At 72.4% G+C, this 18,714-nt stretch carries 8 protein-coding genes; 6 read left to right on the top strand and 2 right to left on the bottom strand.

The features are described 5' to 3' along the window. Positions 1-6 precede the first annotated feature (6 nt). Positions 7-984, bottom strand: a complete 978-nt coding sequence (fcl, locus tag VED21_RS38430) for a GDP-L-fucose synthase (RefSeq protein WP_324891743.1) — start codon at positions 982-984, stop codon at positions 7-9. Then, positions 981-2,039 carry a GDP-mannose 4,6-dehydratase gene (gene gmd, locus VED21_RS38435; protein WP_324891745.1) on the bottom strand — a complete coding sequence of 353 codons (1,059 nt, stop codon included), beginning with the start codon at positions 2,037-2,039 and terminating at the stop codon, positions 981-983. The genes fcl and gmd overlap by 4 nt, the downstream gene beginning before the upstream one ends. Before the next feature lie 263 nt (positions 2,040-2,302). Here gmd and VED21_RS38440 point away from each other — a divergent pair, with 263 nt between their 5' ends. The 6 genes from VED21_RS38440 (at position 2,303) to VED21_RS38465 (ending at position 18,687) form a co-directional block, all read left to right on the top strand. Further along, positions 2,303-3,550, top strand: coding sequence for a glycosyltransferase family 2 protein (locus VED21_RS38440; protein WP_324891748.1), 1,248 nt, complete (start codon positions 2,303-2,305; stop codon positions 3,548-3,550). Between the two features lie 110 nt (positions 3,551-3,660). Beyond that, positions 3,661-4,698 carry a TIGR03032 family protein gene (locus tag VED21_RS38445; protein WP_324891750.1) on the top strand — a complete coding sequence of 346 codons (1,038 nt, stop codon included), beginning with the start codon at positions 3,661-3,663 and terminating at the stop codon, positions 4,696-4,698. A 136-nt stretch (positions 4,699-4,834) separates the two neighbouring features. After that, on the top strand, positions 4,835-5,509 hold the full coding sequence (locus VED21_RS38450; protein ID WP_324891752.1) for a response regulator transcription factor: 675 nt from the start codon (positions 4,835-4,837) through the stop codon (positions 5,507-5,509). Then, entirely contained in the window at positions 5,510-7,417 is a 1,908-nt protein-coding gene (locus VED21_RS38455; protein ID WP_324891754.1) for a sensor histidine kinase, read from the top strand. Between the two features lie 136 nt (positions 7,418-7,553). Further along, positions 7,554-14,003 (top strand): Ig-like domain-containing protein, encoded by a 6,450-nt coding sequence (locus tag VED21_RS38460; RefSeq protein ID WP_324891756.1) that lies wholly within the window; start codon positions 7,554-7,556, stop codon positions 14,001-14,003. Positions 14,004-14,115: 112 nt separating this feature from the next. Further along, entirely contained in the window at positions 14,116-18,687 is a 4,572-nt protein-coding gene (locus VED21_RS38465) for a DUF5672 family protein (RefSeq protein WP_324891758.1), read from the top strand. The last annotated feature ends 27 nt before the right edge of the window (positions 18,688-18,714 follow it).

The following is an 18,714-nucleotide window of genomic DNA, read 5'->3' on the forward strand; positions in this document are numbered from 1 at the left end:
GTGATCTCAGTACGCTCGCGCCGCGGCGTGGTTCTCAAGGTACCAGCGGTAGGTTTCCGCGATGCCCTCGCGCAGGCCGATGCGCGCCTTCCAGCCCAGCGCCGCGAGGCGCGCGACGTCGGACACCTTGCGCGGCGTTCCGTCGGGCTTGGACGCGTCGAAGTCGAAGCGGCCCTGGTAGCCCACCACGTCGGCGATGGTGCGGGCGAGGTCGGCGATGGTGATCTCCTCGCCCGTGCCGACGTTGACGTGCTCATAGCCGGAATAGTGCCGCACCAGGAAGACGCAGGCGTCGGCGAGGTCGTCGACGTTGAGGAACTCGCGCCGCGGCGTTCCCGATCCCCAGATCCCGACGGACTCCTGGCCCTCCATCCGGGCGGCGTGGATGCGGCGCAGCAGGGCCGGCAGGACATGGCTGTTTTCGGGATGGAAGTTGTCGTTGATGCCGTAGAGGTTGGTCGGCATCGCCGAGATGAAGTCGCAGCCGTATTGCCGCCGGTAGGCCTGGCAGAGCTTGATGCCGGCGATCTTGGCGACCGCGTACCACTCGTTGGTGGGCTCCAGCGGGCCGGTCAGAAGCGCGGATTCGGGGATCGGCTGCGGCGCGAACTTGGGATAGATGCAGGTCGATCCGAGGAACAGCAGCTTGCCGACGCCGGTGAGGTGGGCGCCGTGGATGATGTTCGCTTCGATCGCCAGGTTGTCGTACAGGAATTCCGCCGGGTAGGTGTTGTTGGCGTGGATGCCGCCGACCTTGGCGGCCGCGACGACCACGACGTCGGGCCGCGCCTCGGCCATCCATTCCTCGACGGCCGCCTGACGCCGCAGGTCCACCTCGTCGCGGCCGACGGTGAGGATCTGGCAGGACTCCCCGGCAAGGCGGCGGACGATCGCCGAACCCACCATGCCGCGGTGACCGGCCACCCACACGCGCTTGCCCGCCAGCGGAAAGTCGGCTTTGTCCGCATTGTCCAGGCCGTTCATGCGCGCCCCCCGTTGATCTTCAGCATATCCAGATCGCTCAGCACCATCTCCTCGACGAGGTCCCGGAAACTGGTCCGGTGGACCCAGCCCAGCCGCTTGCGCGCCTTGCCCGGATCGCCCAGCAGCAGATCCACCTCGGTGGGGCGGAAGTAGCGGGGATCGATCTGGACCAGCGTGCGGCCCGACGCCTCGTCGATGCCGACCTCGTCGACGCCCTCGCCGCGCCAGAGGATGGTATGGCCGAGCACGGCGAAGGCAAGTTCGACGAACTCACGCACGGAATGGGTCTCGCCGGTGGCCAGCACGTAGTCGTCCGGCTGGTCCTGCTGGAGCATCAGCCACATGCCCTCCACGTAATCGCGGGCGTGCCCCCAGTCGCGCTTGGCGTCGAGGTTGCCGAGGAACAGCCGGTCCTGCCGGCCCAGTTCGATGGCGGCGACGGCGCGCGAGATCTTGCGGGTCACGAAGGTCTCGCCGCGGATCGGGCTTTCGTGGTTGAACAGGATGCCGTTGGACGCGTGGAAACCGTAGGCCTCGCGGTAGTTCACCGTCGTCCAGTAGGCATACAGCTTGGCCGCGGCGTAGGGGCTGCGCGGGTAGAACGGCGTCGTCTCGCGCTGCGGCGTCTCCTGCACCTTGCCGTAGAGTTCGGAGGTGGAGGCCTGATAGAACCGGGTGCACTCCGCCCGGCCGAGGATGCGGATGGCTTCGAGAAGGCGCAGGCAGCCGATGGCGTCGACGTTCGCCGTGTATTCGGGCGTCTCGAAGCTGACCTGCACGTGGCTCTGCGCGCCAAGGTTGTAGATTTCGTCCGGCTGGGTTTCCTGGACGATGCGGATCAGGTTCGTCGAATCCGTAAGATCGCCGTAATGCATGAAGAACCGGGCATCGGCCTCATGCGGATCCTGGTAAAGATGGTCGACACGCCCGGTGTTGAACGACGAGGACCGGCGCTTGATACCGTGAACGACATAGCCCTTTCCCAACAGCAAATCGGAAAGATAGGCGCCGTCCTGCCCTGTCACGCCGGTGATAAGGGCAACTTTGGTCTTCATGTTGAGTGGTCCCCCAGCAGGCTTCCCCGACAGCCCTCAAGCCATAGGTGCAACGAAACCATCCGTCACCGACAGGGCCGGCCAATCGATGAGAATTAGCGCGACTTCGCTTGATAACCCTTCTGGTATCGGGGAATCCATTCTCCACGTCAATCGACTTGATGGAAGCAAATTGCGGATTTTCGCGTTTGGGGCGCAACAGTGGCGCCTTGGCGGGACCGGCTGTATCCTGCGCGCCGCTGCCCTTTCCGGTCGTCCCGCCCATGTCCGATGCGCTCACCGTCACCATCGTCACGCCCTCCTTCAACCAGGCCGCCTTCCTGCCGGCCACGCTCGCCAGCGTCGCCGGGCAGTCCTATCCGTGGATCGAGCATCTGGTCCGCGACGGCGGCTCGACCGACCCCAGCGCGGCCATCCTGGCGGCCCAGCCGCCGCCGCCGCCGCCGCGCCGCTTCCACTGGCGCTCCGAACCCGACGGCGGTCAGGCCGCCGCCATCAACCAGGCGGTGGCGGATTCCAGCGGGGCGGTGATCGGCTGGCTGAATTCGGACGACCTGCTGACCCCGGGCGCCGTCGCGCGCGTCGCCGCCCATTTCCGCGCCCACCCCGACCATCTCATGGTCTATGGGCGGGCGCGCTGGATCGACGCCGACGGCCGGCCGATCGACTGGTACCCGACACAGACGCCGGGTCCGGTGGAGCGTTTCCGCGATGGCTGCTTCATCTGCCAGCCGACCGTGTTCCTGCGCCGCGAGGCCTTCTCCCTCGTTGGGCCGCTCGACGAATCGCTCTACGCGGCGCACGATTTCGACCTGTGGATTCGGCTGTTCAAGGCGGCGGGGGACCGCATCGGCTTCATCGACGCGGAGCAGGCGCAGTCCCGCCTGCACGCGCAGACCAAGACGCTCGCCGGCTGGAACCGGTCGCTCACCGAGGGGATGCGGGTGGTTCACCGGCACTTCGGCAGCGTTCCGGCGCATTGGGCGCTGACGGCCGTCACCGAATGCTTCGACCGGCATCCCGCACCGCGCCGGGCGGGCGGCCGTGCCGCGCCGTTCGGTCTGCTGCGCACCGCGTTGCGCACCCTGGACCGCGACGGTGCGGCCGAGGTGAAGCGCCGCGTGCGCGAAGACCGGCGGCTGGCGGCGGCAAGCCCGGCGGTCGCGGTGGCCATCTCGCCGGATGGCTGGGCTGGAGAGAACACCCCCATCCGCCTGCGTCGCCAGGACCAGCGCGTGCTGGTGCTGAGCGGCCGGCAGGCGCATCCGCACAACCGGCCGCAGACGCTGTGCCTCGTCGGCGGCGGGACGGTCCTTGGCCGGCTGCATCTGCCGGGGAACGGGCCCTTCACCTGGCGCATCCCGCTCCCCGTCGCGGCGGACGACGGGGCTCTCGAAACGTTCGAGTTGCAGGCCGCGACGGTCTTCATCCCCGCCGAGGTCGAGCACGGATCGACCGATGCCCGGCGCCTGACCGCCCTCATCGACAAGGCGTGGCTGGAGCAGCCGTAAAGGCCCTATCCGCTCCCATCCCGGGTTTCGCACCGACGCCGGGCGGGGTGGATGTCCTTTCGGCATCTGTGGCATTGAGGCCGGACGCAACGGATGGAGCGGCGAGCGGCATGGCGACATCTTCCCCCGGCCCCATCTTCGACGGCACCCCCGGTCTGACCGAATGGCTGGCGGGCGAGGGCTGCGCCGTGGCCTTCACCACCTACCAGGCGCACCGCCTCTTCTTCCTGGGGCTTGGCGAGGGCGGGCGGCTGCGCGCGCACCAGCGGGCGGTGCCCGGCTGTCAGGGGTTGTGGTCGGACGGCCGCACGCTGTGGGTGGGCGGCGAGGCGCACCTCTGGCGGTTCGACGACACGTTGCCGCCCGGCGCCCGGACGGCGTCCGGCGCGGACCGCCTCTATGTGCCGCAGGCCGGTCTTCCCACCGGCGCGCTGGACATCCACGACATCGCTGTGGGCGCGGCGGTGGGCGCGGATGGAGGCGTGGTGTTCGTCAACACGCGCTTCAGCTGCCTCGCCTCTCCGGACCCGCGGGGCGGGTTCCGGCCGCTGTGGCGTCCGCCGTTCATCTCCGACCTGCGCGCCGAGGACCGCTGCCACCTGAACGGGCTGGCCATGGGCGCCGACGGCCGTCCGGCCTTCGTCACCGCGGTGGGCCGCAGCGACGTGATGGAGGGATGGCGCGAGTACCGGGCCGATGGCGGCGTGTTGATCGACGTCGCCAGCGGCGAGGTGGCGTGCGCCGGCCTGTCCATGCCGCATTCGCCGCGCCTGCATCGAGGACGGCTGTGGCTGCTGAACTCCGGCACCGGAGAGTTCGGCACGGTGGACCCGGCGGCCGGGCGGTTCGAGCCGCTGTGCTTCTGTCCGGGCTTCGCGCGCGGTCTGGCGTTTCACGGCCGGTGGGCGGTGATCGGCCTGTCGCGGCCGCGGGCGGGCAACCGCACCTTCGACGGGCTGCGGCTGGGCGCCCGGCTGGCGGACAAGGGAGCGTCGCCGCGTTGCGGCTTCGTGGTGGTGGACACGGAAACGGGGACCCTGGCGCACGGGCTGACGGCCCACCACACCATCGACGAGCTGTACGACGTGGCTGTGCTGCCCGGCGCGCGCCGCCCTGAAGCGGTCGGGCTGACCGCGCCGCCGGCTTGACCGGGCGGGCGCCGTCCGCGTCACCTCTCCTTGTGCCCGCATCACAACTCCTTGTGATTGTGCGCCATCCAGGGCAGGCCGTATGCTCGGCGAAACGCGACGGACCGTCACCGCTCCACCCACGGACAAGCTGCGCATGAACGAGCCGACGGATCACCGCATTCGCGTCCTGCTGGTGGAGGACGACGCCCCCATCCGCATGCGCATGGCGGCGATCCTGGGCGGCGCCGACGCGCTGGAACTGGTCGGCACGGCCGAGACGCTGGAAGAGGCGCGCGCCCAGTGCGCCGCCCACGTTCCGGCGGTGCTGGTCACCGACCTGAAGCTGCCCGACGGCAGCGGCCTGGACCTGATCCGCGAGACCCGGCGGCTGTACCCGGCCATGGAGATCATGGTCGTCTCGGTGCTGGGCGACGAGCGCAGCGTGCTGGCCGCCATCGAGGCCGGGGCGGCCGGCTACATCCTCAAGGATTCCAGCCCGGTCGACCTTGTCGGCGCGGTGCTGGACCTGGTGGCCGGGCGCTCGCCGATCTCCACCTCCATCGCCCGCACCATCGTGCGCCGGGTGCAGGCGCAGCCGGGTGCAGCACCCCAGGACACGCCGCCCCCGGCGCTGACCGAGCGGGAGATCGACATCCTGTGGGGCATCGCCAAGGGCTTCACCTACGGCGACATCGCCGAGCGGCTGAACATCTCCCGCAACACCGTGCTGACCCACATCAAGAACATCTACCGCAAGCTGGAGGTCAACTCCCGCGGGGAGGCGGTGTTCGCCGCCATCAACCACAAGATCATCAGCATAGGCCCCTGAGTGTCGGCGTTCGCCCAGGACCCGGAGGTCCCGCACACCCCGTCGGACACGGATCCGCCGGCCGTCACGCGCCAGTGGTACATAGCGCTGATCCTGACGATGGTGCTGCCGCTGGTGGCGCTGGCGCTGCTGCTCGACGACGACGGCCGCCCCAGCGAACTCACGCCCCATCGGGTGCACGAGGCGGCGGTCGCCGTCGCGGGAGAGGGGGCCGGGGCGCCGGCGGCGTGGCGGACCGTGACGCTTCCGTTCCGGTGCCCGGCGGCCTGGGAGGAGGATCCGTGCTCGGGCGTGTTTCGCGTCATCCACCGGCACGATCCGGCCGACGACCGGCCGCTGTCGCTCTACATCCCTTCCTACCGGGGCAACCTGACCGTGTCGCTGAACGGCACCCCCGTGGCCTCCAGCCATTGGGACAAGGGGCGGGGCGACGTCTCGGGGACGATCCCGCTGCTGGTGGTGCTGCCGGCGCCGCTGCTGCGCCCGGGCGACAACGTGTTCGAGATCGCGCTCGTCCAAGCGGGTGTCGTCAGCCGGTTCCTGGACCGGGTGGCGATCGGCCCCGACGACGAGCTGCGCCCGGATTACGGCCGCCGGGTCTTCCTGTTCTCGACGCTGGCGCGCATGCTCGACGGCTGGCAGGTCGCCATGGGGCTGGCGCTGCTCATCATCTGGCTGGCACGCCCGCGCGAGCGTGTCTTCCTGGTGTTCGCCGGCGTGCTGCTGTTCCATGTGACGGCGTCCTTTCCGGCCATTCTCGGCGACCTTCCGCCGGACTGGGTGCTTCGCCTCGCGAACGCGGGCCGGTTCTTCGGGGCCTTCTTCGTCGTGCCGCTGACGTACCTGCTCGTCGGCCGGCGCCCGCCGGTCGGCATCGGGGTCTTCCTGCTGGGGGCGGTGGCGACGGTCGCCCTGCTGTTCCTGGCCTCCCCCCAGGCGTTCGTGTGGACGCTGACAACGATCCTCACGCCGCTGGTGCTCGGGCTGCTGGCGTGGGGCATCGGGGTGGTGGCGCGGGCCGCGTTCCGAAACAGGAACGCCGAGGCGATGCTGCTGGCGGGCTCGCTCCTGGTCGCGCTGGTCCTGGCGGCTCACGACGCGCTGGTCCTGCGCGGCGCGTTGGGGGACGGGCGCGTGATGCTCGGCCGTTTCGCGGCGCCGCTGGTGTTGACGGCGATCAGCGCCATCCTGGTGTGGCGCTTCGGGCGGACCATGACCGTGCTGGACGCGTTCAGCGCCCGGCTGAAGCGCGACGTGGCGGCGGCCGAGGACGCCGTGCGCCGGAGCTTCGAGCGCGAGCAGGAGCAGGCCCGCCTCGCCGTGCTGCAGGGTGAGCGCGTGCGCCTGATGAGCGACCTGCACGACGGCATTGCCGGCCAGCTGGTGGGCATCCTGTCGCTGTGCGAGCTGCGCGGCGACGGTCCGGACGAGGTCACCGACACGGTGCGGGCGGCGCTGGCCGACCTGCGCCTGATCGTCGCCTCGCTGGACGATTACGGCGACGATTTGGGCGTGATGCTGGGCGTGCTGCGCGAGCGGATCGAGCCGCAGGCGGCGGCGCACGGCATCACGCTGTCCTGGCGGATGGCGGAGCTGCCGGAGCTGCACGGCCTGCACCCCGGCGCGGTGCTGGCCATCTTCCGCATCCTGCAGGAGGCGGTGACCAACGCCTGCCGGCACAGCGGCGCCGGCACCCTGGCGTTCGCGGCCGGACCGTCGCCGCGGCCCGGATTCGCGGTGCGCCTGTGCTTGCGCGACGACGGGCGCGGTGGTGCCGCCGGCCGGCCCGGCGGCCAGGGCCTGCGCAACATGCGGCGGCGGGCGGAAACCCTGGGCGCCACGCTCGACATCGTCTCCGCCCCGGACGGGACGGCGGTGACCCTCGACCTGCCCGAGCGTCTGCCATGACGTGTCTGCCATGAAAGGTCGCGCCCCTCACAAGGTCATGTGATGTTCGGTTGCAACGGCGGCGTCTAAGCTTGCTTCGTATGTATGCGGCGCGCGTCCGACCGGACCGGGCCGCGACGCCGAGCGGAGATACGTCGTGGCCGATCCGACTTTCGTGCTGGTGGGCACAAACGCCTTTGGCCTCGCCGATGCGGGCACCAGCGCCATGCCGGTGCTGGCGGACATGGACGGCGACGGCGACCTCGACGCGCTGGTCGGCAACAGCAGCGGCAACACGCTGTTCTTCCGCAACAACGGTTCGGCGACGGCGCCCACCTTCTCGCTGGCCGGCACCAACCCCTTCGGCCTCGCCGATGTGGGCGATTCCGCCGTGCCGGTGCTGGCGGACGTGGACGGCGACGGCGCCCGCGACGCCCTCGTCGGCAACAAGGCCGGCGACACGCTGTTCTTCCGCAACACCGGGACGACCGCCGCGCCGACCTTCACGCGGGTGGGCACCAATCCCTTCGGTCTCGCCAACGTGGCCGGCAACGGGTATGCCGCGCCGGCCCTGGTGGACGTGGACGGCGACGGCGACCTCGACATCTTCATCGGCAATCGGGCCGGCAACACGCTGTTGTTCCGCAACACCGGGACGGCGGGCGCGCCGACCTTCTCGCTGGCCGGCACCAACCCCTTCGGCCTCGCCGACGCGGGCACCAACGCCAAGCCGATGCTGGTGGACGTGGACGGCGACGGCGACCTCGACGCCCTCATCGGCAACGACGACGGCAACACGCTGCTGTTCCGCAACACCGGCTCATCGGACGCGCCGACCTTCACGCGGGTGGGCACCAACCCCTTCGGCCTCGCCGACGTGGGTTCCCGGTCCAACCCGACGCTGGCGGACATCGACGGGGACGGCGACCTCGACGCCGTCATCGGCAATTTCGCCGGCGATACGGTGGTCTTCAACAACGGGCCGCTGCCGGTGCCCGGCGCGCCGACGGGGCTGGACCTTGCGGCGGCCTCGGATGGCGGGGCGTCCAGCACCGACAACCGCACCAACGACGTCACTCCGACGGTTACCGGCGCCGTCAGCACAGCCGCCACCGTGGTGCTGTACGACGGGGCGGCGGCGGTCGGCACCACCACGGCCTCCGGTGCGGGTGCGTGGACCATCACCAGCGCGTCGCTGAGCGACGGCGCGCACACGCTGACCGCCATCGCCGGCAACGCCGACGGCACCTCGCCGGCTTCGTCTGCGCTGACCGTGACCGTCGATACCGTGGCGCCGACGCTGTCGTCCGCGACGGTCGGCGGCGCCACCCTAACGCTGACCTATGGCGAGGCGCTGAACGGTGCCGCCGATCCGGCCGCCTCCGCCTACACGGTCACCGTCGGCGGCTCCCCGGTGGCGGTCAACGCCGTGAACGTCGACGGCGCGACGGTGACACTGACGCTGGCTTCGGCGGTGGCGCAGGGCCAGACGGTGACGCTGGACTACACGGCGCCGGGCAGCAGCCCGGTCCAGGACACGGCCGGCAACCAGGCCACGGCGCTGAGCGGCCAGACGGTGACCGTGGCCGTCGATGCCACCGCACCGACGCTGTCGTCGGCGACGGTCAGCGGCGCCGCCCTGACGCTGACTTATGACGAGGCGCTGAACGGCGCCGCCAACCCGGCCGCCTCCGCCTACACGGTCACCGCCGGCGGCTCCCCGGTGGCGGTCAACGCCGTGAACGTCGACGGCGCGACGGTGACGCTGACGCTCGCCACGGCGGTGACGCGGGGCCAGACGGTGACGCTGGGCTACACGGTGCCGGGCACCGCCCCGGTCCAGGACACGGCCGGCAACAGCGCCGCCGCGCTGACCACGCAGGCGGTGATCAACCGCACCGCCGGCGACCCGAGCTTCACGCTTCTGGGCACCAGCCCCTTCGGCCTCGCCGATGTGGGCAGCAGCGCCATGCCGGTGCTGGCGGACCTGGACGGCGACGGCGATCTCGACGCGCTGGTCGGCAACGGCAGCGGCAACACGCTGTTCTTCCGCAACAACGGTTCGGCGACGGCGCCCACCTTCTCGCTGGCCGGCACCAACCCCTTCGGCCTCGCCGACGTGGGCGAATACGCGGCGCCGGTGCTGGAGGATGTGGACGGCGACGGCGCCCGCGACGCCGTCGTCGGCAACAAGGCCGGCGACACGCTGTTCTTCCGCAACACCGGGACGGCGGGCGCACCGACCTTCACGCTGGCCGGAACCAACCCCTTCGGCCTCGCCAACGTGGCCGGCAACGGGTACGCCGTGCCGGCGCTGGTGGACGTGGACGGCGACGGCGACCTCGACGCCCTCATCGGCAACAGGACCGGCAACACGCTGTTGTTCCGCAACACCGGGGCGGCGGGCGCGCCGGCCTTCTCGCTGGCCGGCACCAACCCCTTCGGCCTCGCCGACGTGGGCAACAGCGCCAAGCCGATGCTGGTGGACGTTGACGGCGACGGCGGTCTCGACGCCCTCATCGGCAACGACGATGGCAACACGGTCTTCTTCCGCAACACCGGCTCATCGGACGCACCGGCCTTTTCGCGGGTGGGCACCAACCCCTTCCACCTCGCCGACGTGGGTTCCCGGTCCAACCCGACGCTGGCGGACATGGACGGGGACGGCGACCTCGACGCCGTCATCGGCAATTTCGCCGGTAACACGGTGGTCTTCAACAACGGGCCGCTGCCGGTGCCCGGCGCGCCGACGGGGCTGGACCTGACAGCGGCCTCGGACAGCGGGGCGTCCAGCACCGACAACCGCACCAACGACGTCACCCCGACGGTCACCGGCACCGTCGGCACGTTCGGCACCGTGGTGCTGTACGACGGCGCGGCGGCGGTCGGCACCACCACGGCGTCCAGCGCGGGCGCGTGGACCATCACCAGCGCGTCGCTGAGCGACGGCGCCCACACGCTGACCGCCATCGCCGGCAACGCGGGCGGCACCTCGCCGGCCTCGTCGGCGCTGACCGTGACCGTCGATACCACGGCACCCGACGCTCCCTTGAGCGTGGCCCTGGCGGCGGCGTCGGACAGCGGTTCCTCGTCCAGCGACCGCCGGACCAACGTCACCACGCCGACGGTCACCGGCAGCGTGGCCGAGGCCGCGGCCATCGTGCTCTATGACGGCGTCACCGCCGTGGGCACCGCCACCGCGGCCGGGGCGGGGGCCTGGACGATCATCTCGGCCTCGCTGTCCGACGCCGCTCACACGCTCACCGCCATGGCGATCGACACGGCCGGCAACACCTCGGCGGCATCGGCGGCGTTGACCGTGACCATCGACAGGACCAGCGTTGCGCCGACCGGGCTGGCGCTGACGGTGGCGTCCAACAGCGGCCTGACGACCGACGCCATCACCAACGCCAACGCCCCGGCGATCACCGGCACGATTGCCGAGGCGGCGACGGTCATCCTGTACGACGGCGCCGCCGCCATCGGCACCGCCACGGCGGCCGGCGCGGGGGCATGGACGATCACCTCCTCCGCGTCGCTGACCGATGGCGCCCACACGCTGACCGCCGTCGCCATTGACGCCGCGGGCAACACCTCGCAAGCCTCCACCGTGCTGGCGGTCACCATCGACACGGCCTCCGGCGCACCGGCGGATCTGGCGCTCGCTGCCGCCTCCAACAGCGGTTCCTCGTCGGACACGCTGACCAGCGACACCACCCCGACGGTCACCGGAAGCGTGGGCGAGGCGGGCACGGTGATCCTGTACGACGGCGCCGCTGCCGTCGGCACGGCGACGGCGAGCGGGGCCGGCGCCTGGACGATCACCGCCGCCTCGCTGAGCGAGGCCGCGCACACGCTGACGGCCGTGGCGGTCGACGCTGCCGGCAACACCTCGCAGGCATCGGCCGCGCTGGAGGTGACCATTGACGCCACCGCGCCGGACGCCCCCGCAAGCTTGGCGCTGACGGCGGGATCGAACAGCGGTTCCACCGCCGACGCTCTCACCAACGTCACCACGCCCACGATCACCGGGACGGCGGGTGAGGCGGCGACCGTGATCCTGTACGACGGCGTCGCTGCCGTCGGCACAGCCTCGGCCGACGGTGCCGGCACCTGGACGGTCACGGCGTCGTCGCTGAGCGAGGCCGCCCATACGCTGACGGCCGTGGCGGTCGATGCCGCGGGGAACACGTCGCAGGCCGCCGGCACATTGGCGGTGTCCATCGACATCACCGCGCCCGCCATGCCGGTCGGGCTGGCGCTGGCAGCCGGCTCGAACAGCGGTTCCACCGCCGACGCCCTCACCAACGTCGCCACCCCGACGATCACCGGCAGCGTGGCCGAGGCCGCGACCATCGTGCTGTACGACGGCGTCACCGCCGTGGGCACCGCCACCGCGACCGGGGCGGGCGCCTGGACGATCACCTCGGCCAGCCTGAGCGCCACGACCCATTCGCTGACCGCCGTCGCGATCGATGCGGCCGGCAACACCTCGCAAGCCTCCACCGTGCTGGAGGTGAGTATCGACACAACCACCGGTGCGCCAAGCGGACTGGCGCTGACAACCGCCTCCAACAGCGGTTCCACGGCCGACACGCTGACCAACGTCACCACACCGACGATCACCGGCAGCGTGGCCGAAGCGGCGAGCGTCGTGCTCTATGACGGCGCCACGGCCGTGAGCACCACCACGGCGTCCGGCGCCGGCGCCTGGACGGTCACCAGCGCCTCCTTGGCCGACGCCGCGCACACGCTGTTCGCCGTCGCCATCGACGCTGCCGGCAACACCTCTCAGGCCTCGGGCGGGCTGGTGGTGACCATCGACACGGCGGTGCCGGCCTTGCTGGCCCGCAGCCCGGCCGACGATGCGACCGCGGTGGCGACCGGCACCAGCCTGGTTCTCACCTTCGATGAGGACGTTCAGGCCGGCAGCGGCACGCTTACGCTTCGCACGGGCGGTGGCGCGGTGGTGGAGAGCTTTGCCCCGGATTCCGCCCGGATCGCGTACGACAGCCGTGTGGTCACCATCACCCCAACCGGCGTGCTGAGCGACGGCACCGCCTATTACCTGGAAGTCGCGTCGGGGGCGTTCGTCGATGCGGCGGGCAACGGCTTCGCGGGTCTGAGCGGCGATCAGGCCTACAACTTCGTCACCGCGGCTCCCCCGCCACCGCCGCAGAACGATACGCCTTCCACGACGACGCAGACGCCCGCCACCACGACGACGCAGACGGTGGACGGCGTCGTCGTCCAGCAGGTCACGCAGACCACGGCCGACGGCACGGTGACGCAGACGCTGACCGTGCCCATCGTCACCAGCCAACGCACCGATGACGACACCAGGAGCAGCAACGCCGACATCCCGCTGGCCAGGAACACGGCGGGGCAACCGGTGCTGGAGGCGAGCCTGCCCGTGGGGATCGGCCTGATGGTGGAGGCCGTGACGACGACCGTGAACCAGCCGGGAACGACGCAGGGCGTCGTCGGGCTGCTGCGCGCCATCGAGAGCCGCACGCAGGACAAGCCGGATGACCAGGGCCGGATGACGACGGTGGGCGAGGCCTTCGCCAAGGAACTGCCGCAGAGCGTCGAGTTGACGGTGCGCACCATCGTCCCGGTGGTCGCCGACCCGACGACGCCGCCCAGCCAGCCCATCGTCATCACCGGCACGGCCCCGAGCGGCGGCGTGAGCACGCAGCAGCAGGCGGTGGTGATCGACGTGCGCAACCTGCCCAAGGGCACGGTGATCCAGCTGCAGAACGTGGAATTCGCCGCCATCGTCGGCGATGTGCAGGTGACCGGCGGTGACGGTTCGCAGATGGTGGTGGGCGACAGCGGCAACCAGATCATCGTGCTGGGCGCGGACGACGACACGCTGCGTGGCGGCGGCGGCGACGACTTCGTGGGCTCGGAGGGCGGCGACGACGTACTGTACGGCGACGAGGGAGCCGACACGGTGACCGGCGGCGTCGGCAACGACGTGCTGTACGGCAACCAGCAGGACGACGTGGTCTACGGCAACCAGGGTACCGACGTGCTGTTCGGCGGCCAGGACAGCGACACCCTGTTCGGCGGCCAGGACGGCGACGTCCACTACGGCAACCGGGCGGCCGACGTGCTGTACGGCAACCTGGGCAGCGACACGCTGTTCGGTGGGCAGGGCAACGACGTGCTGTTCGGCGGTCAGGGCAGCGACCTGCTGGCCGGCAACCTCGACGCCGACGCCCTGTACGGCAACCTGGGCAACGACACGCTGGACGGCGGTGCCGGCGCCGACACGCTGGCGGGTGGTGACGGGGCGGACGTGTTTCGCATCACCGCTCCGGCGGACGGCGGCGACGTCATCACCGACTTCCAGGCGGGGGTGGACACGATCGCGGTGGCCAGCCCGAACTTCGGCAATCTTGCGGCGGGCACGCTGTCGGCCGCCAGCTTCGCGCTCGACAACCCGACGACGGCGGACACGCGGTTCGTGTTCAACACGACGACGGGCGCGCTGACGTACGACGCCGACGGCAACGGCGCCGGAGCGGCGGTGACCATCGCCACGCTGAACGTCCGTACGCTCGGCGCCAGCGACATCCTCGTGTTGCCTAGCGGGTCGTGATGGGCGGCGACGTACGGGGACGCGCCCGGATGGAGGCGGACCCCCGTTGGCCGCCCCCCGGTTTCCCATCACAACCCGACACCGCATCCCCGTTCCCGCGCCGCGAGCCGCCATGAGTGCCAACCCGCCGTCCGAGGCGATCGCCGCCGCCGTCTCGTCCGCCGTCCGCCTGATGCGGGCCGGGGACGCCGGCGAGGCCGAACGCCTGTTCCGCGCCGTCCTGGCGATGGACGGCACGGTCGGCGCGGCCTGGGCGCGGCTGGGCGGCCTCGCGCTGGGCGACGGGAGGGCGGGCGTGGCGGCGCGATGCTTCGCCCGGCTGGCGTCGCTGGAGCCGGACCGGGCCACGGCGTTGCACAACCTCGGCGAGGCCATGCGCCTGGACGGGCGACGGGGACAGGCCCGGTCGGCGTTCCGGCGGGCGCTCCGCCTGCGTCCCGACTACGCCCTGGCCGCCGCCGCCCTGGGCTGGCTCGACCTGCGCGACGGACGACGCCGGGCCGCGCAGCGCGCCCTTGTCCGGGCCGTGACGCTGGATCCCGGCCTGTCCGCCGCCTGGCACGGCTTGGGCCGGCTGGTGCACGGCCGGGTCCGGCCGGACGCCGTCACCCGCATGATCCGCCGCGCCGCCCGGCTCGCCCCGCAGGATCCCGCCGTGCAAGCCGCGCTGGGCATGGCGCTGGCCGAGGAGGGGCGGCTCGCCCCCGCCGGGGACGGCGTGCGCCGGGCGGCGGCGCTGGCGCCCGGCGAGGCCGGCCACTGCGGCTGCCTTGCCGGCGTGCTGATGCGCAAAGGCGACGCCGACGGCGCGCTGGCGCTCACCCGGCGGGTCCGCCGCATCGACCCCACGGCGTCGGAGGCGGACGCGATCGACTCCCAGTTGCACCTCCTGGGCGGCGACTTCCGGCGCGCCGATGCGCTGGCGCGGCGGGCCCTGGCGCTGGCGCCCGGCAACGCGGACAACCTGATCAACGCGGGGCTGGTGTCGCACAGCCTGCGCCGCCTCGACGAGGCCCGCGCCTGGGACGAGCGCGCCCTGCGCCTCGATCCCGGCAGCCACGTCGCCCGCTTCAACCTGTCCATGACGCTGCTGGCGCTGGGCGACTTCGCGCGCGGCTGGCCGCTGTACGAGGCGCGCTGGCGGATGGAAGGGGCAGCCTTCCCTGATCACGCCCCGGCCTGGGACGGCAGCCCGCCGGCCGGGCGGACCATCCTGCTGACCGGCGAGCAGGGCCATGGCGACACGCTGCATTTCGCCCGCTACGCCCCGCTGCTTGCGGCGGCGGGGGCGCGCGTCGTGCTGCACGTCCAGCCGGGCCTGAAGCGCCTGCTGGCCCTCATGCATGGCGTGGCGGCGGTGGCCGGCTTCGACGAGCCGCCGCCGCCGGCCGACGCGTGCGCCCCGCTGATGAGCGTGCCCGGCCTCGTCGGCACGCGGCTCGACACTGTTCCCGCCGCCCCCTATCTGCGCGCCGCCGAGGCCGACCGCCCGGCGTGGCGGGACCGGCTGAAGGGCGAGCGCCGGCTGAAGGTCGGGCTGGTGTGGGCCGGCGAGCCGCGCGCGGGCGACTTCAAGGCCGGCGCCGTCGACCGGCGGCGCAGCCTGCCGCTGGCCGCCCTGGCGCCGCTGGCCGCGGTGCCCGGCGTCGCCTTCTACAGCCTGCAGAAGGGCGAGGCGGCGCGCCAGACCCCGCCGCCAGGGCTGGACCTGGTCGACTGGATGGACGCGGTGGGCGACTTCGCCGACACCGCCGCGCTGGTCGAGCAGCTCGACCTCGTGATCACGGTGGACACGTCCATGTGCCATCTGGCCGGCGGGCTGGGCCGGCCGGTGTGGGTGCTGTCGCGCTTCGACGCCTGCTGGCGCTGGCTGGACAACCGCGAGGACAGCCCCTGGTATCCGACCATGCGGCTGTTCCACCAGGACGCGCCGGGGGCCTGGGGGCCGGTGGTCGAGCGGGTCGCCGCCGAACTGCGCACGCTGGCAAGGGCGCAGGCGCCGGCCGGCGATCTGGCCGCCGATCTGGCCGCCGCCATCCGGCTGCACCGCGCGGGACGGCTCTCCGCAGCGGCCGCCGTCTACCGGTCCGTCCTTGCCGCCGACCCGGCGGGCGGGGACGCGCTGCACCTGCTGGGGCTCGTCGCCCAGGCGCACGGGCGCCCGGACGAGGCGGGGCGGCTGTTCGACCGCGCCATCCGCGTCGACGCCGGGGCGGCCATCGTCCACAACTCCCTGGCCGAGCACTGGCGCGCCGCCGGGCAGGCCGAACGCGCGGTGCTGGCCTGCCGGCGCGCCCTGGCGCTGCAGCCCGGCTACGCCGACGCGCAGGGCAACCTCGCCAAGCTGCGGCAGGAGGAGGGGGACTACCGCCGCGCGGTGCGGCTGCGGTCCGGGGACGCAGAGCTGTGGCGCGCCCTGGGCGACGTCGTCCTCAGGCTCCGCCGCCCGGATGAGGCGGAGGCCCTGCACCGCCGGGCGCTGGCGCTGCGTCCGGACTTCGCCGAGGCGCACAACAACCTTGGCAGCGGCCTCGTCGCCCGGCGCCGCTTCGCCGAGGCCCGGGCGCCCTACCGCCGCGCCATCGCGCTGAACCCCGGCTACCCGGACCCCTGGAACAATTTGGCCAGCGCGCTGTGGGAGACCGGCGAGGCGGAAGCGGCCATGGAGCACTACGAGCGTTGCGTGGCGCTGAAGCCCGACCACCCGGACGGCTACGCCAACCTGGGCTACGCGCGCCGCGCGCACCCGCGCGGGGCGCGCGACTACGCCGTCGCCGAGGCGGCCTGCCGGCGGGCGCTGGCGCTCAACCCCGGCCATGTGCCGGCGCGCAACAACCTGGGCATCGTGCAGCTCGACGGCTGCAGGCTGGCCGAGGCGCAGGCGACCTTCCGCAGCGTGCTGGCGGCGGTCCCGGAGAACGCCGACGCCCGCTTCAACCTGTCGCTGGCGCTGCTCAAGGACGGCCGCTGGGAGGAAGGCTGGCGGGAATACGAGTGGCGCTGGCGCACCGGGCAGCTGCCGCCGCCCAACCTGACCGACCCGCCGTGGCGCGGCGAGCCCCTGGAGGGCCGCACGATCCTGCTGCACGCCGAGCAGGGGCACGGCGACACGCTGCACTTCGTGCGCTACGCGCCGCTGGTGGCGGCGCGCGGCGGGCGGGTGGTCCTGGCCGTGCAGAAGGCGCTGAAGCGGCTGCTGACCGGCATGCCCGGGGTGGAGGCGGTGTACGAGCTGAACGAGCCGATCCCGGCGGGGTTCGCGCTGCATTGCCCGCTGCTCGGCCTGCCGCTGGCGCTGGGCACCACTGTGGACACCGTGCCGGCCGCGGTGCCGTACCTGCACCCCGACCCGGCGGCGGTGGCGCGCTGGAAGGCGCGGCTGGCCGGGGACGGCCGGCTCAAGGTCGGGCTGGCGTGGTCGGGCGACCCGCGCCGGCACGCGCCGCGCGCCAACGCCGTGGACCGCCGCCGCAGCCTGACGCTGGACGCCCTGGCGCCGCTCGCCGCCGCCGGCGGCGGTGTGGTGTTCTACAGCCTGCAGAAGGGCGAGCCTGCCGCGCAGGCGAAGCAGCCGCCGGCCGGGCTGGAATTGGTCGACCTCATGGACGAGGCCGGTGACTTCGCGGACACCGCGGCACTGGTCGCCACCCTCGACCTGGTGATCACGGTGGACACGTCGGTGGCGCATCTGGCCGGCGGGCTGGGCGTGCCGACCTGGGTGCTGTCGCGCTTCGACGGCTGCTGGCGCTGGCTCATGGACCGCGACGACACGCCCTGGTACCCGACCATGCGGCTGTTCCGCCAGGACACGCCCGGCGACTGGGACCCCGTCGTCGAACGCGTGGCGGCGGCGCTGAAGGCCCTGGCGCCGACGCCCCGGCCGCGCCGCCGTCCGCTGTCCGGGCGTCTGGCGCTGCGCGACGTGACGGTGGTGTGCGCCGACACCCGCACGCACGCGGCGAGCCTGCGGGCCCTGGAACGCTGCCGCGTCCAGGGCGACTTCGCCCGCGTCGTGTTCTTCACCGACGCCGATCCGGCCGAACCGGGGATCGAGCGCGTGGCCATCCCGCGGCTGGACGGGCGCGAGGCCTATTCGCGGTTCCTGCTCAAGGACCTCGTCCACCACGTCGACACCCCGTTCGTCCTGGTGGTGCAGTGGGACGGCTTCATCACCGACCCATCGCGCTGGTGCGACGAGTTCCGCCGCTACGACTACATCGGCGCGCGCTGGCCCTGGCACGCCGACGGCATGCAGGTGGGCAACGGCGGCTTCTCGCTGCGCTCGATGCGCCTGCTGCGGGCCTTGCAGGATCCCCGGATCACCGACGTGCGCCACGAGGACGCGAGCATCGGCCGCCGGTACCGGCGCCACCTGGAAGCGGAGCACGGCATCGCCTTCGCGCCGCCGGAGACGGCCGACCGGTTCGCCTATGAGCGATCGAGCCCGCGCGAACCGACGTTCGGCTTCCACGGGCTGTTCAACGTCTGGCGCCACATGGGGCGGGACGAACTCCTCGCCCTCCTGGCCGAACTGCCGCCGGCCGTCCTGACCGCGCGCGAGGGGCGGGAATTGGCCAAGGCCCTGGCCGCCCTGGGCCGCATGGAGGAACTCGCCGCACTGCGCAGGCGGGCGGGTGCTCCGCACGAAAGCCTCATCGAGGAGGCCACGCCCGGCCGAGCATGACACCGGCGAGCGGAAGCGCTGACCCGG

Source organism: Azospirillum sp., from assembly GCF_035627195.1.
Taxonomy (GTDB): domain Bacteria; phylum Pseudomonadota; class Alphaproteobacteria; order Azospirillales; family Azospirillaceae; genus Azospirillum.